Raw genomic sequence first — 25,085 nt, forward strand, 5'->3', positions numbered from 1 at the left:
ACTCATTTTTATTGTTGTGATTGGAGGGTGAAGCGGTATTCATTCGTGCTTAACAATGCCCCTTTAGCATCAAGAATGCTGGCTTCAAGGCGATACTCACCGGCTTCAGTTGCCGGTACTCGGTAATCGTGCAAGTGCTGGTGCATATCCGCGCTCAGCTCAAATGCCCACGTTTGCGTATCCAGCGTTTGCTTGCCGCATAACAGTTTGACCTGATACTGCGCTTGCGGGTAACTGGCGGTGCTGTCATTCAATGCCCATAAGCCCACGCTGACAGACTCGCCTGTTTTATAGTCAACCTTGTTCCAAGCCAGACTCGGCAAAATCGGTTGGTAGGCACGTTGCAAAGCGTAATAGCCCGGTTTGGGTTTACGCCAGAAATCTACCATACCCCAATTCATCGAAGGCCAATCTTCCACCAGCATAAACTGGAACAGCGCCCCCACCGGACGATAGGCTTGCCGACGGTAAGATTCTGCCGCAAGCTGGTTTAACCGCGCCTGATATTGCTGGGTATTGGTGATAAATTCATCCAGCGTTTTGCCTTGCGGAACTTTGGCAATCTCTAGGGTTTCCTTGCGTTGGAAATTGTGGAATGCCCATTCCTGCCACTGTGCATCCGTCGTGGGTAGTTCCGCCTCATGTCCCAGAATTTTGCTCAACGTAGCCTTATCGGGTAAAGCTTGCGCCCCGAATTCGGCAATGGTGGCGTGTTTGGTCGGTTTGGCATAATCCAGCCAGCTCCCGGAATACCAGCCCAGCCACGGGTGTTCCTTGGTCGAGGAAATCATGCTGATCGGACGGGTTTTCTCCAGCGCAACAGCAGCGCGATAGAGCTGATTATCCAGCACTTTGTTTTGCTGTGGGTCGTAATCCTTGTATTTCCACTTCATCCAGTCCGCATCCCATGGCGGTTCGTTGTGTAGTGTCCACTGAATAATGGAGGTGTATTGCCCGAACTGGCGGATCATGTCGCCCACTTGCAACACTGCTTGCTGCTGGAATTCCGGCGTATCCTGATACCCCCATTGCAGCGGGAAATCTTGCCACACCATCAAACCCATTTCGTCGCACAGGCGGTAAAACTCTGGGGCGGTAACATGGGCATGAACCCGCACGGTGTTGATATGGGCGTCCAGCATCAACTGGATGTCACGGCGAAAATCTTCCGTTTTCATCTCAGCAAGCCACTGGTTGGCAATGTAATTAGTGCCTTTGAGCTGGATGCGCTGGTCGTTGATCGTCCAGATTTCCTGCGGTGACTGGCGGACTTTGCGGAAGCCGATAGTGCGCTCGAAACTATCCAGCACCTTGCCGTTTTGTACTGCGCTGACGGTCAGCTTATAGAGGTTTGGGTCGCCGTAGCCGTGCGGATGCCAACGTTTGGGATTGGTGATGGGAATGGATAAAGAGGGCGTATGCAATACGCCCCTACGCGGGCATTGTAGGGGCGTATTGCATACGCCCTCTTCGGCAAACCCAACAGGTTCAACCGACCATTGCCACTCCGTACCCTGTGGCACTTTCCCCAACACATCCAGATCCACCGACACCAACCATTGTTCCAAGCCTTTGGTGGGCTGGACGCGGATTTGGCGCGGTGAAATTTGTACCTGCTGCGTCTGGCGCAAATTCACCTCACCCCAGATACCGCCGGTATTACGCTCTTGCCCACGATCCGACCAAGCCCCACCGGGGCGCGTGTCGTGGTGCGAAAAAATGCCTTTGATCAAGCGTTTATGCAACGAATAATCTTCCGCTTTTTCTTGCGGACTGTTCACCCTGACCAGCAAGGTATTCTCGCCAGCCTTCAGGTTCTGCGAAACATCGAACGAAAATTGCTGAAAATAACCTTCATGTGACCCGATCTGCTTCCCGTTCAGCCATACATCCGCAAAGTAATCCACCCCGCCGAAATGCAGGGTAGACACCGTTTCTGAGGAAGTTTGCGCAGAAAACTTGAGCCGATACCACGCAACGCCATGATGATCATAGCCTTGGGTGTACCAGTTGGCGGGAACGTTGATGGCTTGCCATTGGGCATTCCCGGCGAGCATAGCTGCTGAACCAGAAGGCAGGAATTCCCACGTCCCAGCCAGTGAACCAGCAGGTGTGATGGCAACCGGCTGAACGGACGGCATCACACTGCACCCCTGCAATAGCAGGAGTAACACCGTCATCACTACGCCGACAGCCCGTTGCATCGTCAACCCAACTGCTTGCTGACGTGCAAGTGGTTGCCCTTGGCATCAATGCTGTAACGGATGGAATCTGCCAGCAAATGGATCAAACCCATGCCCCAACCACCTTCCGGCAAATCTTCCGGGTTAGGCATATCGCGTGCTTCGGAATGCACGGCTTCCGGCATGGTATGCCCGCTGTCAGAGATGATCAGGTGTACGGCTGCCGGGCTGTAGTCGACCCGCACCTGTACATCATTGCCACCCTGCATTTGGTAAGCATGTTCGATGACGTTGTTGACAGCTTCCACCATCATCAATTCGAGCTGCCCCAGCTTGTCGTCGGAAAGTTCCAGTTCCTTGCCGATGCCCCGTAGCGCACCGGAAAGTACCCGCACCTGTTCCAGACGGCTGTCGATGGAAAGGCGGATATTGTATTGTTTATACTCGGTTTCCATCAGGCTGCCTCCGCTTCTTCAAACCGCCCCTCGTAGGCACCCGGCATTTCGTTGGTAATGGAGCGCACCCGCGTCCCCTTCCCTGCTATCGCTTTCATAGAAGCCCCTCCTCTCAAATACACGGTAAGCCCACATTACGCCGCCACTGCACCCAGTGCTGCATCCACGCTATCCGCCATGCGGAAGACGCGATCCATACGGGTCAGTTTGAACAGGTCGGCAACGATGCCTTTTGCGCCAACGATGATCAGATCACCACGGTTGCCGACCATTTTCAGTAGGCTGACCAGTGCGCCAAGGCTGCTACTGTCCATGAAAGTCACGGCGCTGAGATCCAGCACGATGCGGGTCGCGCCATCATCCAGTAACTGGGCAATCTGTTGTTTGAGTTCGGGGGCTACGGCGGCATCCATACGGGTTTCGCCAATGACCGCAACGGTGAATTCACCTTGGGTGTGAGTAGAGAGTTTCATTCTTGTTGTCCTCTTGGTTTGATGTTGTCTTGCATTTATAGTAATAATTATTAAATAAACTATATCTATAATTAAGGGTTTTAGCTAGCCACAGAAGTCAATGATTAGCAGGGAAATATCATCCGGCTTGTCATCATCCTCCCTACCCAGCCCCAACTGCTCACCCAACTGGGAAACAAGCTGACGAGCAGGCAGGCCGCTCAACGCCTGTAAACGCTCCTGCAAATCATCTTCGGTCATGGGATCACCTGATGGATGCTGCAATTCCAGGATACCGTCAGAGTACAAAATAAAACGACTACCGGGTGGAAATGGCAGATCAATGGTTTCATATTCCATGTCCGGTAATAGCCCAATCGGGAAACCGGTACACTCGATTCGCTCAACCTGCTGGGTGGCGGGGTTATACAGGAAAGGTTGCGGATGTCCTGCCTGTACGAAATACAAACGTTCGTCTACCGTATCCACTACGCCCATGATCAGGGTCAAGTAATGGTCTCCGGTATCCAGCACATGATTCAAGTGATGATTCAGATTCTCCGCCAAACGCGCCGGGAAACTTGCCGCATTCGCTCGCGTCAGTTCATCCATGCAATACAGTTCGCCCGTTGAACTGAGTAAGGTTTGCAAACACATCGACAGCAAGGCGGCGGAAATGCCATGCCCCGACACATCAATGGAATAGAAAAACAGCAATTCATCATTGATCGGAAAGTAGTTAAAAGTATCGCCACCAATGTACTGGGCAGGCTGGAAAAACCAATCAACACACAAGCGCCCCAAGCTCTTTTGGATCGGCAACACCCCGGTTTGCAAGGTAGCCGCCCGCTTCAAATCACTCTGGATCAATGCCTGTGCCGCTGACAAGGATTGATTGACACTTCCCAGATGGCGGTTCTTTTCCTCAAGCGTCTTTTCCAGATTCAGCACACGCTGAGCCGCACGCAAGCGCACTTCCAATTCTTCACGCACGATAGGTTTGGTGGAAAAATCATCCGCGCCAGCATCCATGCCCAGAATCAGGTTTTGCCTGCCCGACATACCCGTCAGTAAAATGATGTAAACGTAGTGCGGTAACTCGGCGGAACGGATCGTTCGACACAAGGTTGGGCCATCCATGACAGGCATTACCCAATCACTGATCACTACTTGGAAATTATGTTTCTGGAGCAGCTCCCATGCTTCCTGACCATGGTCAGCTAGCACCACCTGATGTCCCATCAGGGTCAGGATGCGACGTAGGATTAACTGCATATCTCTGGCGTCATCGACAACTAGGATGTTCATGCTCATATATTGTTTTTATGCGGTTATTAACACTCGAATAGTTCTATGCTAACATCAAAATATAAATTGTCGATATAGATAGAAATTATAAAAAACACAATTCCGGCAAGTGGTACTTTTGAGACGTGCCGGATAAATAAACCAGTGGGTAATAACGATGACAACGATGACACACACCCCCGTTGACGAAGAAACCTATAGCCAGTTGCAAGAAATTATGGCAGATGAGTTCGCCGAACTGATTGGCCTTTTCACCACAGATACCGAGCAGTGTCTTATTACGCTAAAACAATGTGTTGCAACACAAGATAGCCCGCAGGTCGGTGCGCTTTGCCACAAACTCAAATCCAGTAGCAAGCTCATTGGTGCTTTTAGGTTAGCGGAATTTGCCCACTTACTGGAAGACTATCGTGAAAACAATGACCATCAAGCCGCAGCGCTCCATTTAAGCCAGTTACAAGCTGAATATACCCAAGTTCTCGAATGGCTTAAACAACAAGCAATTGCCGTTTAATTAAACAGTACAAATAAATCACAACAATAACAACGGGAATACCGCATGAAAGGTTTAGTGTTTACGGAGTTCATGGAAATGGTGGAACAGACCTTTTCCGCCGATATGGTTGACGACATTATTGAAGCATCCGACCTGCCCTCCGGGGGTGCTTACACCACTGTCGGCACTTACCCACACTCCGAAATGGTTACGCTGGTACAGAGCCTTTCCAAACAAACGGGAATGCCCGTTCCTGCGTTGGTCAAAGCCTTTGGGCAGTATCTTTTCGGGCGCTTTGTGGTGCTTTACCCGACATTCTTCACCAACAGCCCGGATATGTTCGATTTTCTCGATTCCATCGAAAACTACGTTCATGTGGAAGTACGCAAACTTTACCCGGATGCCCAACTACCCACCTTTGAAACCCGCCGTGAAGGCTCACAAAAACTGATCATGATCTACCGTTCGCAACACCCGTTTGCCACTCTAGCGGAAGGGCTAATCGAAGGCTGCATCAACCACTACCAAACCAAAGCACAGATTGAAGTAGTGGATTGTTCCGCAGGCAAGGGCACACATGTTGAATTCCACATCACCCGGATGACAGCCTAATGATTGATCAGCTAACCCGTCTGGAACGCCGTCTGGAACGCGAGCGCCGCGCCCGTAAACAGGCTGAGCAGTTACTGGAAAGCAAAAGTCTGGAGCTGTATCAAGCCAACCACGAATTGCGGGCGGTAGCCAGCTCTCTGGAAAATACGATTACCACACGCACTCAGGAATTGACCGAAGCCCGCGATCAGGCACTTTCTGCCAGCCGCTCCAAAAGCGCGTTTCTGGCAGCCATGAGTCATGAAATCCGCACACCGATGAACGGCATCATCGGCATGGCGACGCTATTGCAAGACACCCCATTAAGCCCCGAACAAAGCCAGCAACTCGACACTGTGCTGCAATCTGCACAATCCTTGCTGGGCATTATCAACGACATTCTCGACATTTCACGGCTGGAAGCAGGCAAATTGGAAGTACTGGAAGAACCCTTCCAACTCTGTAGCATCCTGCCCAATATCATCGATACCATGCGCACTGTTGCCAGCCAGAAACAACTAGAACTGGTGCTGAGCGTGGAGAAAAATATTCCCACGAACTTATGTGGCGATGCCCTGCGCTTACGCCAAATCTTGCTCAACCTGATCAGCAATGCCATCAAATTCACCACCGCTGGGCAAGTCACGGTACGGGTATCCCGCTCCCAGGCGAATACCAAAACATTACGCTTTGAAGTACAAGACAGCGGTACGGGCATTTCCCCGGAAAAACTCAACAGCCTGTTCCACGCTTTCAGCCAAATCAGCCGCTACGATCAGCACAATAACGGCGGTGCCGGGCTGGGTCTGGCGATCAGCCGCAAACTGGCTAACCTGATGGGTGGCACGATCGGCGTACACAGCACTGAAGGTGTCGGCAGCACCTTCTGGTTTGAATTACCCATCATCGCAGACTCTACCGGGTTAGCTTCCTCAGCCCAGCCAGACATACCCATGAAGCCATCAACCCCTATCGCAGATGGCGGTAATCAACGCGTCCTCGTGGTGGAAGACCATAAAGTCAACCAGATGGTTGCCAAAGGAATGCTCGCCAAACTCGGTTATCACTTCACCTTGGCAGAAAACGGCTTCGAGGCACTCGACTGCTTACGTCGTGAAGATTTTGCATTGGTGTTGATGGACATCCAGATGCCCGGCATGAGCGGCGTGGAAACCACTGAAAAAATCCGCGCCGAATTCCCGGATCGTCACCTGCCCATCATTGCCCTGACCGCCAATGCCATGAAGGGCGACGAACAAGCCTATATAGCTGCGGGCATGAATGCCTGCCTGACCAAACCCATCCAGATCAACACCCTAGCAACCACACTTGAGGCGTGGTGTTTGGTCACTGCCTGAGATAGGCACAACACCCTAATACATAACAAAAAATAATAGCAAAGGGGGTAATACCGCCAATGAACCACTTTCAACATGTCGTGCTCAGCATGTCGCTGGTGCTGATCAGCTACCTGGTATTCCAGAACCAACAACTACGCGCCGAAATACAGGTGCTCACCACGTTACAGCAAGGCTCATCCACCGTGCTGGCAGAAACGCTTGCACCCCTTGCAATCAAAATTGATGCGATTAACGCCGTCACCAGCAAACAGGGCAAAGCAGCCGATGAAGCCGAAAAAAAGCAGCAAGCCTTAGCCAAGCAACGCAGTGAGTTGAGCAATATCCTCGCCACACTCAAACAAGCCAATCAGTTACGCACCGACGGTAAAGGCAAAGAAGCGGCTGAAAAACTTGCCAGCGCCAAGAAACCGATCTGGCAAGCAGGCGACACCCTCACCGCGCAAAAAACCCGCCTGCAAGCGCTGATGGGGCCGATCGACAAATTCATGGCGGCCTGGAAAAGCGGTGACACCAGCACTGCGCCCGACGCTGTAAGCAAGGAAATCGAAGCTGTCCTAGGGGAGCTGGGTCATGAATAACCATAAACTCAAAACAGGGTTGGCTTGGCTGACAGGTTTGCTGCTGGCTGGCCTCATCATTTTTTTCAGCAACCGCAGCGCACCGTCGGTAACGACTAACGTTGCCAGCGACTCCCCCAGCCTGTTGCAAATGCTGAAAACAGGCTCGACTTCTGGGCGCAACGACACCTTCTGCGCCCTCACCACCGGCCCGGACAACAGTTGTTTGGGCAATCCCCAAGCCCTGTGCAGCACCGACATGGAAATGGCACAAATCGCCTGGAAATACTTTGAAAACAACTATAACCCGGAAACCGGGCTGTACAACGCTGCCGATAAATACCCCTCCACCACCATGTGGGATACCGGCTCAGCACTCGCTGCCACCATTGCCGCCCGTGATTTCGGCCTGATTGATGACAAGGATTTTGATGAGCGCGTCCGCGCCATGTTCAAAACCCTCAACAGCATGGAGCTGTTCAACAAAGAAGCACCCAACAAAGTATATCACGCCATCAAAGGTGAAATGGTCGATTACCGCAACCAGCCAACGCCCGATGGTATTGGCGTTTCCGCACTGGATTTGGCGCGGTTAGTGTCATGGCTGAATACCCTCAGTTGTATGCACCCGCAATACGCCAACCCCGCCAAACAAGTCATCAAACGCTGGGATATGAAACGCCTGATCAAAGACGGACAAATGTTTGGCCTGTATCGTGACCCGGTATCTAAAAATATGGTCGTGGCACAAGAAGGCCGCTTAGGATATGAGCAATACGCAGGCAAGATTTTCCGCAAGCTCGGCTATGACCAACACGTCGCTGCCACCTATAACAACGAATTCCGTACAAGCATCAATATTTATGACGTACCAATTGCTTATGACCGACGTGACCCGCGTGATTTAGGCGCATACAACTACGTTGTTACCGAATCGTATGCGATGGATGCGATTGAAAACGGCATTGACGCTGAAAACCGCCCGCTGCTGGACAATATTTACAAAGTCCAAAAACGCCGCTGGGAAGAAACCGGGATTGTTACCGCCGTTTCCGAAGACAATATCGACCAGAAACCGTACTTCCTCTACAACACCATATTTACCGCTGGCTTGCCGTGGAACACCACCACCGACAAGGGCGTGCGTTACGACAGCCTCAAAACCACCTCGGTAAAAGCCGCGCTCTCCATGGCCTTGCTCTACCCGGCTGACCCTTACAGCAAGGAATTGGCCTACACCGTCAACTCTGCCTATAACCCGGATCGTGGCTGGTACTCAGGCATTTACGAAAGTGGCGGTGGCTACAACAAGGCCATTACTGCCAATACCAACGGCATCATCATGAGCCTGCTGCTGTACAAAAAATATGGCGAATTCCACCCCATGTGCGAACGCTGCCAGCGCGAGATAAAGACAGACGCCATTCCTGCCAGAACGTGCGATGTCTGCGCCACTCAATAAGTTTTTACTGCTCTCTTTGGGTGGGGGGGTATTGGTTACGCCAGCGATGGCGTATGACCCCCCGCCGCCCTTACAACAAAAACTGCACGCGCTGCAATGTGCGACAGATGCCAAGTCAGCCCAGGAAATCCTCAAAACCTTGAACAATATTACTCCACCCGGTCAGCAGTGGCCGGATGAATGGCTAGGGCAAAAATCGGAGCCTTCTCTCCATGCCGGGTTGCTGGATATTGCCTTGGATACCTTAAAATCCACCGCCGAACGCTTCCCCGACTTGCGGGAAGAAGCCGAACGGATCGCCTTGCAATGGGGCTACTGCGAGGTGCTGGAAGATCAGAAACTTCACGATCTGATCTTGCGGCAAAAAAAGCTGTACAAGATGCTGGCGGCGGATGAAACACCGCTGAAGTCGAAAGGCTTCCGCGAATGGGGATTTTTAACACCCGATCCAGCCAAACGCTTTGTGCCCAAACTGCTGGATGAAATCCGCATCGCACCCGAAGCTTACCACCTGTTTCTACACGAAATTTACCGCAAACGCTGTTTCCCACACCCGGCAACCGGCCTATTGGTCAGTGAGGCAGAAGCCCCTTCGGCGGCGGTATCCAATCACGCTTTAACCCTGACCGAAATACCGGAAGAAATTGCCCAAGCTTACCCGTTCAAATGGGACAACACCTGTCAGGTGATCCCTGCTAAACAACCGGCAACGTCACAGAAAAAGGCTCTCCCCAACACAAAGGAGGCAGCCACCACCAAAACCAAAGCAACTCTCCCCAAAAAAACGGCAGAGAAAACCAGCAAAGTACCGTTGGCATCCAATAAAGCTGAACGCAAAAAACAGCGTGAGATACGGCAGCAAACCCGACAGGCACAACAGCAAAGCCGGGAAACGCAAGTGACGCCAACCACTTCACCGCCGCTCATACTGTCCCTGCCAACACCCACGCCCCCTTCACAAGCTGCGTTGGGTGCAAAAGGAGAGGTTGGCAAAGCTGCCCCCCCGCCAACGCTGCACACGGCAAAAGAGCAGATGAACCTGCCAGCCGTTATTCCGATAGCGGCGGGTGGCGATATTCCCATATACATCGAAGACGAGGAGAAAACAGCATCTGCTAACCAACAAGCTCATAGCACCACCGGCATTATTGGTACTGATAAAAACAGGAAAAACAACAGCAAGAAAAAGAAGTTACGGCTGGCAGGCAGCTTTGCCAACACCGTTTCACTCAAGGATGGTAAAAACAGTTTATCTGCCAGTGCCACTTGGTCACCCAAACCCAACTGGTTTGTCAGCGGCAATGCCTCGCTCAAGGAGGGCGAAATGGGGTATTCGTGGAGCGCGGGCTACGCAGATTATAAACCGGGCGGTATGTCAGCACAGGTCAACAACTGGGGGCCGATCAAACCGGGCGAAGGCTTGGCACTGGACAAGGCAGTGGTCAATATTGGCAAAAAAATTAAATCGGAAAAACTCACCAAACACAAACTGGCGGCCTCCACCAACCTGAGCATTCCCGTCAAGGGCAAGCGCAGCCTTAGCGGCACCATGCAATGGAACCCCAAACCCAACGTATACACCCGAGCCACTGCCAGCGTACCCCTCGAAGGCGGCAAGCCGAACTGGAATTATGTGGTCGGCTATTCCAGCCCCAAACCGGGTGGCGTAAAGATCGAATATGCCAACTACGGCAAAAACCAGTTCCCCGGCGACAACCTGAAAGATGGCGCGATTACGGTGAGCCGGAGCTGGCAGTTTTAAGCGTTGCCCGACACGCCGGGACAGCTAGAAATGAGCATGTTCCCCAGCTATCCCAAGCATTTGGAGCCATTCAAAGCGGGCGAACCGCGCATCGAATACAATGCACAATGCTGCACCGCCGGTATCTGGACATCCTTCAGTACGCCGAAATATTTCCCACTGCTTCCGCCACGATCAGCCGCGCCAAAAGCGTGATTTTGGGCAAAGTTGCGGATAACATGAAAGCGTGCTCACAATACCGCTATCGGGTCGAAACGTATTCCGACCAGCGCGACACTGACGAAGAAGCCAACGACGTGCTGTCTGCCCGCCGTGCGGTTGCCATCCGCAATTGGTGACACCGATCAAACCGAAGTAAGCACAAGGAAAGGCAACTTGACTTCCTCCCCTCCCTAAAGGAAGGGGATTCCTAATTCATCGAGAACAGGACAACGACACCGAAATGCCATCACCGCTAACATTCTCTCCAAAGGCTAACACCGCCAGCCCGGCGGCTAAAATGTTACGTGCTGCATTCACGTCACGGTCGTGGGTTGCGCCACATTCCGGGCATTCCCAAGACCGCACGGCCAGCGGCATGTTTTCTTTCACGAAACCGCAGCCGTTACAGCGTTTGCTGGAAGGAAAGAAACGGTCGATTTCGACATACGTCCTGCCTGCCCAGTGGGCTTTGTATTCAAGCTGGCGGGTGAATTCCCCCCAACTCGCATCGGCAATGTGCTTGGCTAATGTTGGGTGTTTAATCATGTTTTTCACAGCGAGGTTTTCAGCGCAAACGACTTGGTTCTCGTTAATCAGTTTGCGGGACAGCTTGTGCAAGTTGTCCGACCGGCAATCGGAGATCTTCGCGTGAACACGGGCAACGTTGCGTTTAGCTTTCAGCCGATTCTTGCTGCCGAATTTCTTCTTGGCAAGACGGCGTTGATACTTCGCCAGTTTAACCGCGTGTTGGGCGGTATGGCGGGGATTGCCGGACTTGAAGCCGTCGCTAGTGACGAACAAATCCTTGATGCCCACGTCAATGCCAGCCTTTTTGTTGGTGACGGGCAACAGCGTGGATTCAAATTCACACAAGCAGGACACGAAGTAGCGTCCGGCCTGATCTTTGGACACGGTGACAGTGGTCGGGGCAGCAGGAAGTGGCTGGCTCCATCGAATGTTCAGCGGCGCATCGCACTTCGCCAGCTTCAATTCACCGTTGCGGTATGTAAAAGCACGGTAAGTAAATTCTGCCGACTGTCGGTGCTTTTTGGATTTGAAGACAGGGTATTTTGCCCTGCCCTCAAAAAAGTTCTTGAACGCGGTTTGTTGGTTCCGCAAGCATTGTTGCAGCGGAACACTGGAAACGTCGTTCAGAAAAAGCCGTTCAGGCAGCTTCTTGATGGCGGTCAACCGCGCATTAGCACCCAGGTAACTGACCTTTTCCTGAGCCTGATCGTAAGCATCCGTGCGGTAACGCAAAATGCTGTTGTACACGTAACGCACACAACCAAACGTCTGCGCCAGCAACTTTTCTTGTTGCGGGTCTGGGTAAAACCGGAATTGGTAGGCGCGTTTCGTTGGCATGACTCACAGTGTAGTCCATGCCGTGTTCGTTGTGCCTGTTTAACCAAAATAGCGTAAACGAAAAGAGGAGCGAGAACAGGGTCGGCTCCGCCGACGCGCTATCCCTCCCCGACCTGAAGGACGGGGTATCTCGCGCAAGATGGATGAACAGCATCGCCCCTTACGCCGCTAACCCCGCCCACACCCAAGGGCGGCGTTACCCCGAACCTGCGCCGACGTACCGCACGGAATTTCAGCGTGACCGCGACCGCGTGATCCACGCCAAAGCCTTCCGGCGGCTGGAGTACAAAACGCAGGTATTCGTCAACCACGAAGGCGATTTGTACCGCACCCGCCTAACACATTCGCTGGAAGTGGCACAAATTGCCCGCACCGTCGCCCGCAGCATGGGGCTGAACGAAGACCTCACCGAAGCCATTGCGCTTTCCCACGACGTGGGGCACACCCCGTTCGGGCACGCCGGGCAGGATGAACTCAATGATTGCATGAAAGCCTACGGTGGATTTGAACACAACCTGCAATCGCTGCGCGTGGTGGATGTGCTGGAAGACAGCTACGCCGATTTTCCCGGCATCAACCTCACTTTTGAAACCCGCGAAGGTATTCTCAAACACTGCGCCCTGAAACACGCGCAACAACTGGGCGATGTCGGCGAACGTTTCCTCAACAAAACCCAGCCGACATTGGAAGCACAACTCACCAACCTTGCCGATGAAATTGCCTACAACAACCACGACATTGAGGACGGCTTACGCTCCGGCCTGATCACACTGGAACAGTTGCAGGACGTGCCAGTGTTTGCCGTGGAATATCAGGCAGTGCGGCAGGCTTACCCCGAGTTGACAGGGCGTCGTTTAATCCGCGAAACCTTGCGCCGCCTGATTGGCTGCATGGTGGTGGATTTGATCGAAAGCAGTCGTGCCGCCATTACCACATCAGGCGTGCAAACCTTAGCGGAAGTCCGCGCCCAACCGCTGGCGCTGATGCGTTACAGCGACGAGATGCGCCAGCAGAAAAATGTGCTGAAGAAGTTTTTGCGCGAAAACCTGTATCTTCACCCCACCGTTTACCGCATGACCTGGCGGGCGCGGAAGGTAGTACGGGCGCTGTTTGAAGCCTACATGCAGGACACGCGCCTACTGACCCCGAAATACCAAGCCTTCGCCAAACGTTATGAAACGGCTGACGGCGAGGCCGGACGGGCGCGGGCGATTGCCGATTTCATTGCCGGGATGACGGATCGCTACGCGATGCGGGAGTATGGGCAATTGTTTGATCTGGCGGGGCTGCGCTAGCCTCTGCCAGCAACTCACTGATGCTCATTTGTTGATGGGCTGCCACATCCGCTAACCACGCATCCGCCAAGCCGGTCTGGCGCTGGATTTGCCGCGCCTGCCGTTGCTGCTGGTGATTACCTTGCCAGAAGCAGTGCCTAATTTCTGCCACCGTCAGTTTTGCTGGCGAAACCCGCAGTAAATAATGGGCAGGGTCATCGTCGTCGCGGCTGAGAATGCCGTATTCCATCAGGTCTTCCAGCAAATCTTCCAGCAGCAAACGCGATACTGGAATTGCCCGGCTCAATACATCCAGCGTCGCCGGTTCCTGCTTGTTAAGGAAGCGTTCGCCGATTTCGCGCAATACCACCGCCGCCAGCATTTCACGGGTTTGCACGCTGGTTTCGGTCGGTTGTTGGGGCAAATACACGGCATCAGGGTGCTGGAAATAATACGCCAACCGCGCCCCCGTCAGCACAATAATCCAGCCCACATACAACCACAACATGAACAAAAACAAGCTAGCAAAAATCGAATAAATAGCCGTTTGTTGCCCGGAACTGACCACGAAAGAGGCAAATATCCAGCCAGCCACCTGCCACGCCAACCCAGCCAATACCGCGCCACCCAACGCCGCTAAAGGCTGCACCCGTGTATTCGGCATCAACAGGTAAACAAAGAAAAAAGCCAACACAATCAAGACTGTCGGACTAATCTGCACCACGACATTCAGCAACACCCCCAGCGGTTCTACGCCTGCAATGGTTTGCAACAACGCCAGATTACCCAGCGAACTCCACACCCCCAGCGCGGACACAATCAAAATAGGCCCCACCAGTACCATGCTCAAATAATCGCGGAATTGTGCCACGATGGAGCGCGGCTTCCTGACCCGCCACACATGATTGAAGGCTTCCTCGATCTTGCCCATCAGCGACACCACGGTGTAGAGCAAAATGGTCAAACCCGCAAACCCCAGTACCCCGACCTGCACATTATCGACAAACCCGAGTACTTGAGTAGTCAGCTCCTCCGCCTTCGACCCCATTGGTGCAAACAAACGTAGCAAAAACGGCTGCATCTGGTTATGCACCCCAAAGCCTTTCAGCACCGAAAAGCTCAAGGCCAGCAACGGTACCAATGACAACAGCGTGGTATATACCAACCCCATCGCCCGCAAGGTAAGGCTACCCTGATGCATGTCATGGAACAGCGCCACAGCCAGCGCACGGATAAAAATCAACAGTTTCTTGAGCATTACGGTGGTATATCAGTTAAAACTTATGGAAAATTCAGTGCGGCAGCCACTACTGCTACAGTTACGCACCTACCCCATTTTAGAAGGCACTAGCACATGAACGCACCTGTTTTCCTGCAAGAACTCAAAGAACGCGTCAATCAGCACCCTTTTTTGCGTCACCCATTCCTACACCAGTTTTCCACACAAGCTCTGACGTTTGAACAGGCACGCACTTTTGCACTGCTGTATTACCCGCATATTTTGCGCACGCGCCTGTATCAAGCCAATGCGCTGGGCGTAACGCCGGATGAACGCATTCAGGCAGTATTAGCGGATATTCTGTACGACGAGTACGGCAACGGCGACCCGTCAAAATCGCACATGGAAGTTTACCGCAAACTGCTGCGGGCGCTGGATTTCAGCGACGCAGACATGGCCAACGCCCCCGTCATTCCCGAACAGCAAGGCTATATCGACACCATGATGCGCGTGACTCAAGGCACCGATTGGCTAGCAGCCGTCGGCGTCGCAGGCATTGCCGGGGAATGGCCGATTCCACCCTATTACCGCATGTTGCTGACCGGCTTGCGTACCGTCCCCGGCCTTAGCGAAGACGCGCTGGAATTGTTTGTCGGGCACATCGAACTCGATCTTGAACACTCGCGCATGATCGAAGATGCCATCCTGCCGCATCTGGAAACCCGCGAAGGGCAAGCCTCCCTCTGGCGTGGTATTGAGCTGAATCTAAATGCGCGGCTGGTGCAGCTTAGTGGTTTGCAGCGCGAAGTGTTTGGCAACTGACCGGCACAGCAACGGGTGAAAATTACTCTTTAGTAAGCAAATTTCTGCTGCATCTGGCAAAAACTGCTTCTATAATCGCGCCCCATCGTTAAAGAGCAAATTTTTATCTAAAAAACGGGAGACACCACATGAAACCATGGCTAGCTACTGGCATCTTATTACTATCCGCAGGGTTTGCTCACGCCGAGGAAGCCCATACTACCCATTGGACGTATGACGGCGCTGAAGGCCCCGAATACTGGGGTGAACTGGCTGATACCTACAAAACCTGCTCCACAGGCAAAAACCAATCCCCTATCAATCTCGACAGCAAAGTTGAAATCGAAGCCGAACTGTCGCCGTTGACCCTGGCTTACCAAGCGGGTGGCAACGAAGTGCTCAACAACGGTCACACCATTCAGGTCAAATATGAGCCAGGCAGTACCCTGACGCTGGACGGGCAGGCTTTCGAGCTAAAGCAATTCCACTTCCACGCCCCCAGCGAAAACCAGATTGACGGCAAGTCTTACCCCATGGAAGCACATCTAGTACATGCTGACAAAGATGGCAACCTCGCCGTGGTCGCACTCATGTTTGCAGAAGGCACAGAGGATAATGCCGGTCTGGAACAGTTCTGGCCACAAATGCCAGCCAAAGCGGAAGAAACCACCGCCTTGACAGCCAAGACTGACGTTTCCAAACTGTTGCCAGCCGATCATGATTACTACCGTTTCAACGGCTCGCTGACGACACCTCCGTGTACCGAAGGGGTTGTCTGGTTGGTCATGAAACAGCCCGTCATTGCTTCCAAAGCACAGATCGAGAAGTTCACCCAGATCATGGGGCATCCGAACAACCGTCCGGTACAGGCGGTGAATGCACGCCCTGTGTTGAAGTAATTTTCGCCCAGTTGCTGGCAGGCCATCCTTGGGGTGGCCTGCCTAGCAAAACTCAGATGGACTCCAACGGCAACACCACCTCAATCAACAACCCACCCAAGGGCGAATGCGCCGCCCGGATCGTGCCGCCATGCGCTTCCACGGCATTCTTGCAGATCGACAAACCCAGACCGGAACCACCCAAGGCACGGCTACGCGACTTATCCACCCGGAACAAGCGTTCAAACAAGCGCGGTAATGCCGCATCCGGTACGCCCGGCGAACTGTCCTGAATGCTAACCATCACCTTGTTGCCTTGCTGCTGTGCCAGTATTTCCACCTGCCCGCCCTCATCGGTGTAGCGGTAACAATTGCCCAACAGGTTGCCAAACAACTGGTAGAGACGCTCGGCATCGCCACGTACCCACAACGCTTGCTGCGGGTCGAAGCGGGTGGTCAGGCCGATCTGCTTTTCCTGCAAACGCGCTTGTGCACTCAAGGCCGCCTCCGTCAACACCGTTGTCAAATTCACGGGTTCAGCCGCGAGGCTCAGTTCGGCGCTATCCGACAAAGCAAGCTGGTACAAATCTTCCACCAGTTTGCCCATCGCCAACACATCCACATGCAGGGACTGGATGCGCTCCGGCGTCGGCTGGCGGATGCCATCCAGCAGCGCCTCGATTTCACTGCGCAAAACGGCAATCGGGGTGCGCAATTCGTGCGAAATATCCGCCACCCATTGCTGGCGCATTATTTCATTGTGCTGCAAGGCTTCTGCCAAGGTATTGAAAGCCTGTGCCAAACGCCCCAGCTCATCCTGCGTAGCCACCTCAATGCGGGTATCGAACTTGCCCGTCGTCAAAACTTGCGCCCCCTGCGTCAGGGAATGCACCGGGCGCAATAAGTGCCTGACCAACAGGATAGCCAACAGGAAGGAAAGCCCGGTAGCAAACAGCGCGATCAGGTAGAGGTTGCGTACCTGCTGATCTAAAAAAGATTGCGCCAAACCGTCTGTCACCACACCGCCTTGCCAGACCGTCACCCAGCCCACCAATTTGTCAGCCGCACGAACTTCCACCTTCGTCAGCCCACCCTGATCACGGCGATTACCGGGGCGACCTAGCGGATGACGCAAACCACCTATCACCTGTTGCTGATCACTATCCAGCAAGCTCAGACGCGCCCCCAGCGGCGGCGGTTTATCCTGATCCGGTGGTGGTGGCAATTTACCCTGATCCGGTGGTGGCAGTTGATCTCGATCCGGTGGCGGGCCAGCAGGCGGCGGAAAAGGTGGCGGCTGCCCTCCTCTTTCCATCATGCCGGGGGGGTGCTGCGGGGGTAGCGGCGCGGACTCCCCCAAATCTCCCAGCAATTTTCCCCATTGTTGCGGATCATCACGCAGGAAATCCCAACTGTTATGGGTCGCAAATTCAGTCCCTAGCACTTCGGCGAGTTCTTGTACTTTGTCCAACTCCTCTGCATGGTGGTAAGCTGTGAAGCCTGTGCGAAAGCTCCAGTTCATGAACACCACCATGACCAGCACCACCATAAGGGTCGCTAGCAACATCGCCAGAAACAGTTTAGGAAAAATATTCAATCGCATGGAATTAATACCTCTGCGGGCAGGATACATACAAAATGGGTAGAAAATATGGATGAGCGCATTCTAATCGTAGAAGATGAGCCAAAATTGGCGCAGGTTGTGGGCGAATACCTGAATCAACTAGGGCTACAAACGCATTGGCTGGATAACGGCACACAAGTCATCCCGTGGGTACGTGAACACCAACCGAATTTGATGATACTTGACCTGATGCTGCCGGGGCGTGACGGCCTCGACATTTTCCGCGAGTTACGCACGTTTTCCGACATACCAGTGATTATGGCGACCGCCAGAATCGACGAAATCGACCGCCTGATCGGGCTGGAACTGGGGGCAGATGATTACGTTTGCAAACCCTACAGCCCACGGGAATTGACCGTTCGGGTAAAAAACCTCCTACGGCGCATGACCCGCCCCTTGCACGAACAGGCCAACGACAGCCGCATCCAGATCAATGCTGAATGCATGGAGGCCAGCTTCAATGGGCAAAAACTGGATTTGACCCCGGTGGAATTCCGCCTGCTGGAATATTTATTTAATCACCCTGCCCGCGTGTATTCACGAGCGCAATTGATGGATCGTTTATACGACGACCACCGCATCGTGACCGACCGTGCTATCGACAGCCACGTCAAAAACCTGCGGCGCAAGCTGCAAAGCATCGAGCCGGAATGCGACGTGATCAAATCCATCTACGGGGTGGGTTACAAACTGGAGTTTTAGCAATAACCGCCCAAGAGTTGGCGAAATCGCCATCAGTGCTGGCGAATCTGCCACTGATACAATCGGGCTTCGCTGTCACTGACCACGTATAGCTGCGTACCATCGAGACTCAGGCTGATGCCTTCGGGCTTGTCGACCGTTTTTTCCTTGTCCTTGCCACTGAGCCAATGCAGCGGCAAACTCTGCGTCACTTGACTGCTGGCCAGATCGAACACAAACACGCGGGCGGCTTCGTCGCTCAGTATCCACAACCGTTCTCGCTTGGCATCGTAGCTCAGCCCCGAAAAGTCGACGGTAGCGTCGGGATTGTCGGGGTCGATAAAGCCGCGTGCCGCCGTCAACGGTGTCGATGATAAAATTGTCTTCAGATCGGCAGAAATTTCCACCAATAGCCCCGGCGGGCCTTCGAGTACCGCAAACAAACTGCCGCGCCCCGGATGCCAAGCAATGCCTTCAAAGCCGCTCTTGCTACTGGCCGCCTTGATGCTGGCGCGAATGTCTGCGTACCCGGCCAGGGCGTGGATTTTTTGACTGGCAAGCCGCCGCCCGTCAGACATCGCAAAACAAGAGATACGCCCCTTGACTTCGTTGATGGTGAAAAATTTACCATCGGATTCCGCCAGGGTGATCGCCTCCATTTCGTCCTCATTAATAGGCAGGGTAATCACTATCGCCGGGTCATCCGGGGAAAACCTGAATACCGCCGAGGTATCGTCACTCACCGCCCATAATTCACCCGTAACCGCAGAAAGGGTCAGTCCAGATGGCTCCTTGAGGCCGCTGGAAGCATTCTTGAGTTTTTCCCTTGAAACAAAGTCTAGCGAAAGCACAGGCTCAGCCAAAAGCGGTGCTGTCACCAGCAACGTACCCATAAACAGTGCAACAGACATAAGCCTGCCACACGTCTGCCGACGACGCTCAGAAAGCATATTTCACTCGAAGGGTCGCTGCGTTACCACTTGGATCATCACTGACATCCGCGCCAGCAGTATCTGCCGTCAACAGGGCAGCCATCACGCTGAAGTTTTTACCCTGATAATAATTTACCCCTGCCAGCAGCGTCTCGGCTTGCGTACCATCATCGGCATCACGCAGATCGGCTTGCTCGGCTCGCAAAACCATCTCCCAGGCCGAACGTCCCTTCTTCAAACCCGATAGCTTAAAGCTGCCGTTGCGATATTCGCGGTGAGCCGACCCAAACAACCATGCCCCCTGAATATAGCTACCGGAATAACGTGGATCGGGCGCGTTCTCGGCAAGGCTCAGGTCTGACTGAAACCACTCGCCCTGCACTGCCAAAGGCCCACGCAACCATGCTGCTTCCAGAGCCACGGTTTGCATCGTGTCGACATCGCGGCGTTTGCTGGCGATGATATTTGCAGCCAGATTGACGCCGCCTTCATTGTTGAGCTTCAGTGAAGTGCCCCCCAGATCCCGGTGGGTGGCACTGGCACCAAGGTGTACGGTTTGGGTATCGTTATTCAGCACTGCCTTGGTCGCACGACCGCTGAACGCCAGCCCGCTGACATCGCTGTCAGCATCGGCCTCAAACACCCCGATAGCCAGCGTGTGGCGGGGGGCTTGAGTGGCATACACTAGCCCTGTGTGACGATCCGGGGCGAATAGCTCAGTCGCCATGCTGCGTTCGATGCCCGCAATCTGCTTCGATGACTGATTGTTCTCCAAACCCATGGGTTCTTTTTGCCGACCGACTGTCAACTGCTGATGTTCCGTGATGTCCCAGCTCAACAGCGCGTCCTTGAGTTTGGCATTATCAAGGCCATCCTCCAGTTGAGCCGACAGCTCAAGCTCAACAGTGGGAGCAAGCTCCGCCGACATTCCCAAGGTGGCGCGGCGCAGCTCCGTTTCTGTCTGCTCCACACCTTTGCCGTAAACACCGTCGAAACTTGAGCTGTCCAGCATCAACACCCCGTCGAAGCTCACGCGGGGCTTCTCCGTAGCAGTTTTGGTCAATGCCGTCTCAGTCAGCAGGCTGTCAGCCAGTAGTGGCAAGGGTATCAATGCGCAAGCGAGCGCACCGACAACCGCCATCCGAGACTTTTGAGTGGTCATCATCCGCTCAGACCTCTCAATACGACAGTATTTGGACGCGCCACGAAGGGACGCGGGGACACAGGCGCAATCTTGTCTTCGCGCGGGGTTTCCTCACTTACCGGGGAAAGGCTGCTATTCAATTCAGGTTTTGGATAGTAAATCCGCAATTTGGCGGTTTTACTATCGTAGTTGCGATCAACCACCTCCACTATTTGAACATCCAGCCCGGTAAGCTCACGCAGGTCAGCCAGTAGATTCCCCCAGCGTTCTGGTTTGAGATTCTTCATACGCCCATAAGTCAGCGTGGCAACCTCGTGACGAACAGCCAGAATGCGGGTTTCGTACACCCAAGCCAATGCACAAATAAGGGCATTTATCACCAACAATTCGCCATGAGAAACCGGTCCAACCGATGAGATAAGTGCAACCACAATCACCAAAAACAGGTAAGTCATACTGCGCACGGAGATGGACTCCGTGCGGTAGCGCAACATTGAGAACACCGCAAACAACCCAAAGGCAAAGCCCATTGAGATGTCGATATTATGCAGCAAACCAGCGACGATAAACACGCCGTGACCGAATAACGTGAAGCTGAACAGCGAATCACGGTCGTTGCTGTAGCGAAAAAAGGTGTATTTCAATAAAAACAACAAGGCGATGGCGTGGATGCCAAAGCGAATAATAAAGTCGAACCCCATAATATCCATTTCAAACCCCTCAACCATTATTGATTGTTCAAATACGTACTAACCGCTGTCGCTCGGCTGGTCGCATGTAATTTGAGTGCGCTCACATCACTGTAAAAATCACTGGCATTGCTCAGGAAGGAATACCCGGCTAATTCCGTCGTCGCATAAGGAGCAACCAAGGTCGAATAAGTATCATAAGTCGTCTGGAGGGTATTGGTTTCAAATGCGCCCAGAATCACTTCAGACAAATAAGCGTTATAGCGTGCTTTATACTCTGTATCCGCGTAGATCTTGGCGATCAAAGGCCATTCTGAGCTTGTCAGATTAGCGAAATCCAGCGCCAGTGCGCCCTGTTGTTTGCCCTCTTGCAAGGCTTCATTATTATCCCAAGGAATCCAGGTCAGCTTGCCGGTTGCTGGATTGTTGTAAAGATAAAAGTTGTGAGCCATACGCCCGTAAGTATCCCAGTTCTGGATAATGCCATTAACAGCCAAGTATTTCAGGAATCCATCGACATCAAAAACTGCTTCAAGGTTTGCTCTCCACGTAGCGGGGTCTGTGGTCGCGGTATCGGCGTGCAGCGCGGCGAACAAGGACTCAATATCAGACCAATCGGCATCGTCTTCATTCGTCTTTTTCTCAAAATCGTCCGCATTGAACGTGCCTTTAACAAAGTTGGCACTGCCGTCTTCCGGCTTATACAAATTACCTTTATTGCTAGAGAATTGGGTATCTATTACCGTGTCATCTATCTCTTCTACCAAGGTATATAAACCAAAATACTCTGGGCCATTACCATGATCGAGGTACAACGTGTAAAACGCCGTATGGGAAACGGGTACTCCCGCGTTTTTAAAGACTTCTGACGCTACTTTTTCCCGGAGCTGGGAGTTATCAAGATAATTGTTTTTCAGACTGAATTTTTTGAAGCCATAAAAACGCTGGTTATCGATTTGCGGGTAATCATCCTCAAATTCATCAAAGTCCATCTTGAACGATAGCTTGAGGATGCCTGATTGCCAACTGCCTTGCAGGGTAGAATTCCCCTTGAAGCGAATGCCTACACGATACCATTCCTTACCGTTGTAAAAGACTTCAGCAGGAACCATGACCTGATCTTCATCAGACGTTATCAGCGTCTGAGCAGCGGCTTGAGCAGCGACTGGAGCAGCACCACCAACACCGCCACCGCCAGGAGCAGCACCGCCTGCTGGAGCACCACCAGTAGTTCCCGTCGTACTAGCCCCAAATGTACCGTAAGTAGTGGTCATATTGTCGAGCATACTTTGCCAGCGTTCGGCAGTCACCACGAAATCCAGACGCTTAACCTGTGTATCATTGAAAACTTCATCAAAGTTGGGGTCGGCGCTCTTACTATGCGTTGCATCCGTCCAGTCTGTCGCCTCGAAATCAGCATCTGATACCACAGCGGTACTCGTTGTGGTATCGGTAGTATCAGTGCTGGTGGTTGTATCCGCAGTATCGGTAGTGGTGGTATCCGCAGTACTAATGGTTGTACTGCTGCTACTGTTACACCCTGATGCCAGCAGTGCAGACCCCAAAGCCATAATAAGTAAAGATTTTCTGAACATATCAGGCGAATGCCCAGTGGACGATAAATTAAACATAAATTAACCCTGCTATTAGTAAATAGCCCTTCATCATGAGAAGAGCTGAAGATGTATTGCGAATAAATATACAGGCGAAATGTGAGGGAAATATGGAGAAAATGACCCAATTAACACTTATGGCCCCAACTAGCCACGATACAATTCGCTTATTCGCTCTAGTAAGAATTGCTGGTTAAATCACTGATATAAAAAGAAAATAAATCATGGCAAACCAATGGCAGTAGCAAAGGAGAGCGTAAACCGATCATTTTCCACAAAAGCAAGCTGATTTCAAGACGGCTACCGCCGTGGCGATTGCCCCGGTAATTGCAGCCTGATGTTCGATAACGAAATCGGCAATCTCGGAGCCTGTTTTAGGATACCGATACTTGACCTTACCCGCATGGTCGGTATTTTTGACTTCAGCAAAATCCAGCCGATCGCCCCCTTCAAACACGATGGAACCAGCAATGTAACCCTGCTTGTCGTTGTAGAGCGTTTTGCGCAGCGTGAGATTTTGGGCATTGGGAACAGCTTGCAACACCCGCTCAATTTGCGCGAAATACGCCTCGATCATTGCAATTCCTGCAAGCGCTGCTGATTATCACGCAACATTTCATACAGCCCCGACCACAGCATGTAGTCTTCGCGGTCATCCGCGACACCCTGCTCAAACTGGCTGTAAAACACTTCGGAAAGCATCTGATACTGCTCTTCAAACTTTTTCAAATCCAGCCGCAGGTTCAGGATACCCCGTTTCAGTTCATGCACTTGAAAGGCGATGACATTGCGGGCAAAGGTTTCCTGATCCGCCACTTGCGACATTAACCGGCGCAAACGCTGCTCGGTGGCAGGCTGCACATCCAACTGTAAGCTCAACATGGTGATTGACATCCTCCCCGCCCTAAAGGGCGATGATTCCTCCTGCGAGACGGCTATGCCCAGCCGCGAGAATGTTGCGGGCTGCATTGACATCTCTGTCGTGCAGCGTGCCACAGTCGGCACACATCCATTCCCTTATTCCAAGCCCTGTCCTACCTTTCGGACTGTTGGCGGAAAGGCTCCCGCAACACGAACACGTCTGGGTACTGTACGCTTCGTTGACTTCTGCAAACACCACTGACCGCGCTATCGCTTTGTATTTCAGTTGTGTTTTCAACATGAACCAGCCTGCATCCAAGACGCTTTTAGCCATCGTGGTTTTTGCGAGGCCAGCACTGCTGACGTTGCCAACGAATATGACACCGTGCTGTTGCACCAGTGCGGTGGTGAATTTGTGGGTGTCGTCTTGGCGTTGATGCTTGATTTTGGCATGAATAGCCTTGACGCGCTGCTTTTGATGGGCGCGTTGGGCTTTGCCGAGCTTCACCTCAAGATTGCGGTAACGCTGCTGGCGTTCCAATACCGTGCCATCGCTACAGACTGTCCCATACCTTGAAAAAATGCTTGTTATAGCGAACTTGTCCGTCTTTCCAAACCGCCGCACCCGACTTGAAGGGAATCCAGCCCAACGAACGTTGGGAGCCACCGGAAATCCGCCAGCGCAATTTGTCTTTTTTGAACTGTTTGCGGGCTTTCGCGTGTGCCTCAGTGACTTCTTGCACGGTTTGCGAATGCAGGGTGAAGCCGCGCTCTTTTTTGTACGCTGCCTGCTGTTTGGCTAAGTCGAAGGCGGTGATGTTACTGCGCACCCAACCTACACCGGGAATGGGAATGTTGCTGTATTCTGCCGTGTAAGCATTGGCGAAATTCCACACCTGATTGCACTCAAACGCCCACTGGCGCAACACCGGCGCGTGTTTGTCGCGGATGCGGACTTGGAGCGTTTTCAAGGTGGTGGCGATAGGGTTCATGCGATAGAGTGTAGCGGCATGACGGCAAAAAACCACTGGGTGGACGACGTTTCATCAGAGAAAGCCGAAAACGCTTATATCCCCGCCCTGAAGGACGAGGTTTTACGCGATTACTGATAACCTCCGATTGCGGATTCATGCCAACAAGCATAACGTATCAGATTACATCACGCATCCCACCAGT

At 52.8% G+C, this 25,085-nt stretch carries 26 protein-coding genes; 11 read left to right on the forward strand and 15 right to left on the reverse strand.

Going from position 1 to position 25,085, the window contains the following annotated elements:
• Nucleotides 1–8: 8 nt before the first annotated feature.
• From J9253_RS09470 to J9253_RS09485, 4 genes are all read right to left on the reverse strand, one after another.
• The gene (locus tag J9253_RS09470; RefSeq protein WP_210224340.1) at nt 9–2,204 is read right to left on the reverse strand and encodes a glycoside hydrolase family 2 protein; all 2,196 of its coding nucleotides are present in this window, start codon (nt 2,202–2,204) and stop codon (nt 9–11) included.
• A gap of 2 nt (nt 2,205–2,206) precedes the next feature.
• Complete coding sequence (locus J9253_RS09475) at nt 2,207–2,638, reverse strand: ATP-binding protein (protein ID WP_210224341.1); 432 nt, start codon at nt 2,636–2,638, stop codon at nt 2,207–2,209.
• 134 nt (nt 2,639–2,772) lie between these two features.
• On the reverse strand, nt 2,773–3,111 hold the full coding sequence (locus J9253_RS09480) for an STAS domain-containing protein (protein ID WP_210224342.1): 339 nt from the start codon (nt 3,109–3,111) through the stop codon (nt 2,773–2,775).
• An 84-nt stretch (nt 3,112–3,195) separates the two neighbouring features.
• Complete coding sequence (locus J9253_RS09485) at nt 3,196–4,398, reverse strand: PP2C family protein-serine/threonine phosphatase (RefSeq protein ID WP_210224343.1); 1,203 nt, start codon at nt 4,396–4,398, stop codon at nt 3,196–3,198.
• A gap of 157 nt (nt 4,399–4,555) precedes the next feature.
• Between J9253_RS09485 and J9253_RS09490 the strand changes: the two genes are divergently transcribed.
• From J9253_RS09490 to J9253_RS09520, 7 genes are all read left to right on the forward strand, one after another.
• Nucleotides 4,556–4,912 carry an Hpt domain-containing protein gene (locus J9253_RS09490; protein WP_210224344.1) on the forward strand — a complete coding sequence of 119 codons (357 nt, stop codon included), beginning with the start codon at nt 4,556–4,558 and terminating at the stop codon, nt 4,910–4,912.
• 45 nt (nt 4,913–4,957) lie between these two features.
• Nucleotides 4,958–5,506, forward strand: coding sequence for a heme NO-binding domain-containing protein (locus J9253_RS09495; RefSeq protein ID WP_210224345.1), 549 nt, complete (start codon nt 4,958–4,960; stop codon nt 5,504–5,506).
• Nucleotides 5,506–6,843 (forward strand): ATP-binding protein, encoded by a 1,338-nt coding sequence (locus J9253_RS09500; RefSeq protein ID WP_210224346.1) that lies wholly within the window; start codon nt 5,506–5,508, stop codon nt 6,841–6,843. Before J9253_RS09495 ends, J9253_RS09500 begins: the two co-directional genes overlap by 1 nt.
• 59 nt (nt 6,844–6,902) lie before the next feature.
• Nucleotides 6,903–7,424 carry a hypothetical protein gene (locus J9253_RS09505; protein WP_210224347.1) on the forward strand — a complete coding sequence of 174 codons (522 nt, stop codon included), beginning with the start codon at nt 6,903–6,905 and terminating at the stop codon, nt 7,422–7,424.
• A complete protein-coding gene (locus J9253_RS09510; RefSeq protein ID WP_210224348.1) occupies nt 7,417–8,865 on the forward strand; it encodes a DUF3131 domain-containing protein in 1,449 nt (482 codons plus the stop codon). The genes J9253_RS09505 and J9253_RS09510 overlap by 8 nt, the downstream gene beginning before the upstream one ends.
• Entirely contained in the window at nt 8,846–10,627 is a 1,782-nt protein-coding gene (locus tag J9253_RS09515; RefSeq protein ID WP_210224349.1) for a hypothetical protein, read from the forward strand. Before J9253_RS09510 ends, J9253_RS09515 begins: the two co-directional genes overlap by 20 nt.
• Nucleotides 10,628–10,734: 107 nt before the next feature.
• Nucleotides 10,735–10,965, forward strand: a complete 231-nt coding sequence (locus tag J9253_RS09520) for an OmpA family protein (RefSeq protein ID WP_210224350.1) — start codon at nt 10,735–10,737, stop codon at nt 10,963–10,965.
• A gap of 76 nt (nt 10,966–11,041) precedes the next feature.
• Here the strand turns inward: J9253_RS09520 and J9253_RS09525 are convergent, their stop codons facing one another.
• A complete protein-coding gene (locus J9253_RS09525) occupies nt 11,042–12,193 on the reverse strand; it encodes an RNA-guided endonuclease InsQ/TnpB family protein (protein WP_210222581.1) in 1,152 nt (383 codons plus the stop codon).
• Between the two features lie 143 nt (nt 12,194–12,336).
• On the opposite strand from J9253_RS09525, the gene J9253_RS09530 reads away from it, so the two are divergent.
• Nucleotides 12,337–13,488, forward strand: a complete 1,152-nt coding sequence (locus J9253_RS09530) for a deoxyguanosinetriphosphate triphosphohydrolase (protein ID WP_210224351.1) — start codon at nt 12,337–12,339, stop codon at nt 13,486–13,488.
• Here the strand turns inward: J9253_RS09530 and J9253_RS09535 are convergent.
• Nucleotides 13,415–14,725 carry a YihY/virulence factor BrkB family protein gene (locus J9253_RS09535; RefSeq protein WP_210224352.1) on the reverse strand — a complete coding sequence of 437 codons (1,311 nt, stop codon included), beginning with the start codon at nt 14,723–14,725 and terminating at the stop codon, nt 13,415–13,417. The genes J9253_RS09530 and J9253_RS09535 overlap by 74 nt on opposite strands.
• A 96-nt stretch (nt 14,726–14,821) precedes the next feature.
• On the opposite strand from J9253_RS09535, the gene J9253_RS09540 reads away from it, so the two are divergent.
• On the forward strand, nt 14,822–15,508 hold the full coding sequence (locus tag J9253_RS09540; protein WP_210224353.1) for a TenA family transcriptional regulator: 687 nt from the start codon (nt 14,822–14,824) through the stop codon (nt 15,506–15,508).
• 128 nt (nt 15,509–15,636) lie between these two features.
• Nucleotides 15,637–16,386: a carbonic anhydrase gene (locus J9253_RS09545; RefSeq protein WP_210224354.1), complete on the forward strand. Its 750-nt coding sequence runs from the start codon at nt 15,637–15,639 to the stop codon at nt 16,384–16,386.
• Between the two features lie 52 nt (nt 16,387–16,438).
• Here J9253_RS09545 and J9253_RS09550 read toward each other — a convergent pair whose 3' ends face one another.
• Nucleotides 16,439–17,968 (reverse strand): ATP-binding protein, encoded by a 1,530-nt coding sequence (locus J9253_RS09550; protein WP_210224355.1) that lies wholly within the window; start codon nt 17,966–17,968, stop codon nt 16,439–16,441.
• 48 nt (nt 17,969–18,016) lie between these two features.
• On the opposite strand from J9253_RS09550, the gene J9253_RS09555 reads away from it, so the two are divergent.
• Nucleotides 18,017–18,691 carry a response regulator gene (locus tag J9253_RS09555; RefSeq protein ID WP_210224356.1) on the forward strand — a complete coding sequence of 225 codons (675 nt, stop codon included), beginning with the start codon at nt 18,017–18,019 and terminating at the stop codon, nt 18,689–18,691.
• 32 nt (nt 18,692–18,723) lie between these two features.
• Here J9253_RS09555 and J9253_RS09560 read toward each other — a convergent pair whose 3' ends face one another.
• The 8 genes from J9253_RS09560 to J9253_RS21325 all read right to left on the reverse strand — a co-directional run bounded on the left by J9253_RS09560 (nt 18,724) and on the right by J9253_RS21325 (nt 24,901).
• Nucleotides 18,724–19,581 carry an SdiA-regulated domain-containing protein gene (locus tag J9253_RS09560; RefSeq protein ID WP_210224357.1) on the reverse strand — a complete coding sequence of 286 codons (858 nt, stop codon included), beginning with the start codon at nt 19,579–19,581 and terminating at the stop codon, nt 18,724–18,726.
• A gap of 28 nt (nt 19,582–19,609) precedes the next feature.
• Nucleotides 19,610–20,767: an OprO/OprP family phosphate-selective porin gene (locus tag J9253_RS09565; protein WP_210224358.1), complete on the reverse strand. Its 1,158-nt coding sequence runs from the start codon at nt 20,765–20,767 to the stop codon at nt 19,610–19,612.
• Nucleotides 20,764–21,456: a DUF4956 domain-containing protein gene (locus J9253_RS09570; protein ID WP_210224359.1), complete on the reverse strand. Its 693-nt coding sequence runs from the start codon at nt 21,454–21,456 to the stop codon at nt 20,764–20,766. Before J9253_RS09570 ends, J9253_RS09565 begins: the two co-directional genes overlap by 4 nt.
• A gap of 17 nt (nt 21,457–21,473) precedes the next feature.
• Nucleotides 21,474–23,066 carry a CotH kinase family protein gene (locus J9253_RS09575; protein ID WP_210224360.1) on the reverse strand — a complete coding sequence of 531 codons (1,593 nt, stop codon included), beginning with the start codon at nt 23,064–23,066 and terminating at the stop codon, nt 21,474–21,476.
• A gap of 247 nt (nt 23,067–23,313) precedes the next feature.
• Nucleotides 23,314–23,625, reverse strand: coding sequence for a hypothetical protein (locus tag J9253_RS09580; RefSeq protein WP_210224361.1), 312 nt, complete (start codon nt 23,623–23,625; stop codon nt 23,314–23,316).
• The gene (locus J9253_RS09585) at nt 23,622–23,930 is read right to left on the reverse strand and encodes a hypothetical protein (RefSeq protein ID WP_210224362.1); all 309 of its coding nucleotides are present in this window, start codon (nt 23,928–23,930) and stop codon (nt 23,622–23,624) included. The genes J9253_RS09580 and J9253_RS09585 overlap by 4 nt, the downstream gene beginning before the upstream one ends.
• A 22-nt stretch (nt 23,931–23,952) precedes the next feature.
• Nucleotides 23,953–24,450, reverse strand: a complete 498-nt coding sequence (locus tag J9253_RS21320) for an RNA-guided endonuclease InsQ/TnpB family protein (protein WP_407701791.1) — start codon at nt 24,448–24,450, stop codon at nt 23,953–23,955.
• Between the two features lie 13 nt (nt 24,451–24,463).
• Entirely contained in the window at nt 24,464–24,901 is a 438-nt protein-coding gene (locus tag J9253_RS21325) for a hypothetical protein (RefSeq protein ID WP_407701777.1), read from the reverse strand.
• Nucleotides 24,902–25,085: the final 184 nt, after the last annotated feature.

Origin of the sequence: Thiothrix litoralis (genome assembly GCF_017901135.1) — a bacterium.
GTDB lineage: Bacteria > Pseudomonadota > Gammaproteobacteria > Thiotrichales > Thiotrichaceae > Thiothrix > Thiothrix litoralis.

Coding starts and splice junctions, on each gene's coding strand:
- J9253_RS09470 (WP_210224340.1), bottom strand. CDS start 2,204: ATGCAACGGGCTGTCGGCGTAGTGATGACGGTGTTACTCCTGCTATTG.
- J9253_RS09475 (WP_210224341.1), bottom strand. CDS start 2,638: ATGGAAACCGAGTATAAACAATACAATATCCGCCTTTCCATCGACAGC.
- J9253_RS09480 (WP_210224342.1), bottom strand. CDS start 3,111: ATGAAACTCTCTACTCACACCCAAGGTGAATTCACCGTTGCGGTCATT.
- J9253_RS09485 (WP_210224343.1), bottom strand. CDS start 4,398: ATGAACATCCTAGTTGTCGATGACGCCAGAGATATGCAGTTAATCCTA.
- J9253_RS09490 (WP_210224344.1), top strand. CDS start 4,556: ATGACAACGATGACACACACCCCCGTTGACGAAGAAACCTATAGCCAG.
- J9253_RS09495 (WP_210224345.1), top strand. CDS start 4,958: ATGAAAGGTTTAGTGTTTACGGAGTTCATGGAAATGGTGGAACAGACC.
- J9253_RS09500 (WP_210224346.1), top strand. CDS start 5,506: ATGATTGATCAGCTAACCCGTCTGGAACGCCGTCTGGAACGCGAGCGC.
- J9253_RS09505 (WP_210224347.1), top strand. CDS start 6,903: ATGAACCACTTTCAACATGTCGTGCTCAGCATGTCGCTGGTGCTGATC.
- J9253_RS09510 (WP_210224348.1), top strand. CDS start 7,417: ATGAATAACCATAAACTCAAAACAGGGTTGGCTTGGCTGACAGGTTTG.
- J9253_RS09515 (WP_210224349.1), top strand. CDS start 8,846: ATGTCTGCGCCACTCAATAAGTTTTTACTGCTCTCTTTGGGTGGGGGG.
- J9253_RS09520 (WP_210224350.1), top strand. CDS start 10,735: ATGCTGCACCGCCGGTATCTGGACATCCTTCAGTACGCCGAAATATTT.
- J9253_RS09525 (WP_210222581.1), bottom strand. CDS start 12,193: ATGCCAACGAAACGCGCCTACCAATTCCGGTTTTACCCAGACCCGCAA.
- J9253_RS09530 (WP_210224351.1), top strand. CDS start 12,337: ATGAACAGCATCGCCCCTTACGCCGCTAACCCCGCCCACACCCAAGGG.
- J9253_RS09535 (WP_210224352.1), bottom strand. CDS start 14,725: ATGCTCAAGAAACTGTTGATTTTTATCCGTGCGCTGGCTGTGGCGCTG.
- J9253_RS09540 (WP_210224353.1), top strand. CDS start 14,822: ATGAACGCACCTGTTTTCCTGCAAGAACTCAAAGAACGCGTCAATCAG.
- J9253_RS09545 (WP_210224354.1), top strand. CDS start 15,637: ATGAAACCATGGCTAGCTACTGGCATCTTATTACTATCCGCAGGGTTT.
- J9253_RS09550 (WP_210224355.1), bottom strand. CDS start 17,968: ATGCGATTGAATATTTTTCCTAAACTGTTTCTGGCGATGTTGCTAGCG.
- J9253_RS09555 (WP_210224356.1), top strand. CDS start 18,017: ATGGATGAGCGCATTCTAATCGTAGAAGATGAGCCAAAATTGGCGCAG.
- J9253_RS09560 (WP_210224357.1), bottom strand. CDS start 19,581: ATGTCTGTTGCACTGTTTATGGGTACGTTGCTGGTGACAGCACCGCTT.
- J9253_RS09565 (WP_210224358.1), bottom strand. CDS start 20,767: ATGATGACCACTCAAAAGTCTCGGATGGCGGTTGTCGGTGCGCTCGCT.
- J9253_RS09570 (WP_210224359.1), bottom strand. CDS start 21,456: ATGGATATTATGGGGTTCGACTTTATTATTCGCTTTGGCATCCACGCC.
- J9253_RS09575 (WP_210224360.1), bottom strand. CDS start 23,066: ATGTTTAATTTATCGTCCACTGGGCATTCGCCTGATATGTTCAGAAAA.
- J9253_RS09580 (WP_210224361.1), bottom strand. CDS start 23,625: ATGATCGAGGCGTATTTCGCGCAAATTGAGCGGGTGTTGCAAGCTGTT.
- J9253_RS09585 (WP_210224362.1), bottom strand. CDS start 23,930: ATGTTGAGCTTACAGTTGGATGTGCAGCCTGCCACCGAGCAGCGTTTG.
- J9253_RS21325 (WP_407701777.1), bottom strand. CDS start 24,901: ATGAACCCTATCGCCACCACCTTGAAAACGCTCCAAGTCCGCATCCGC.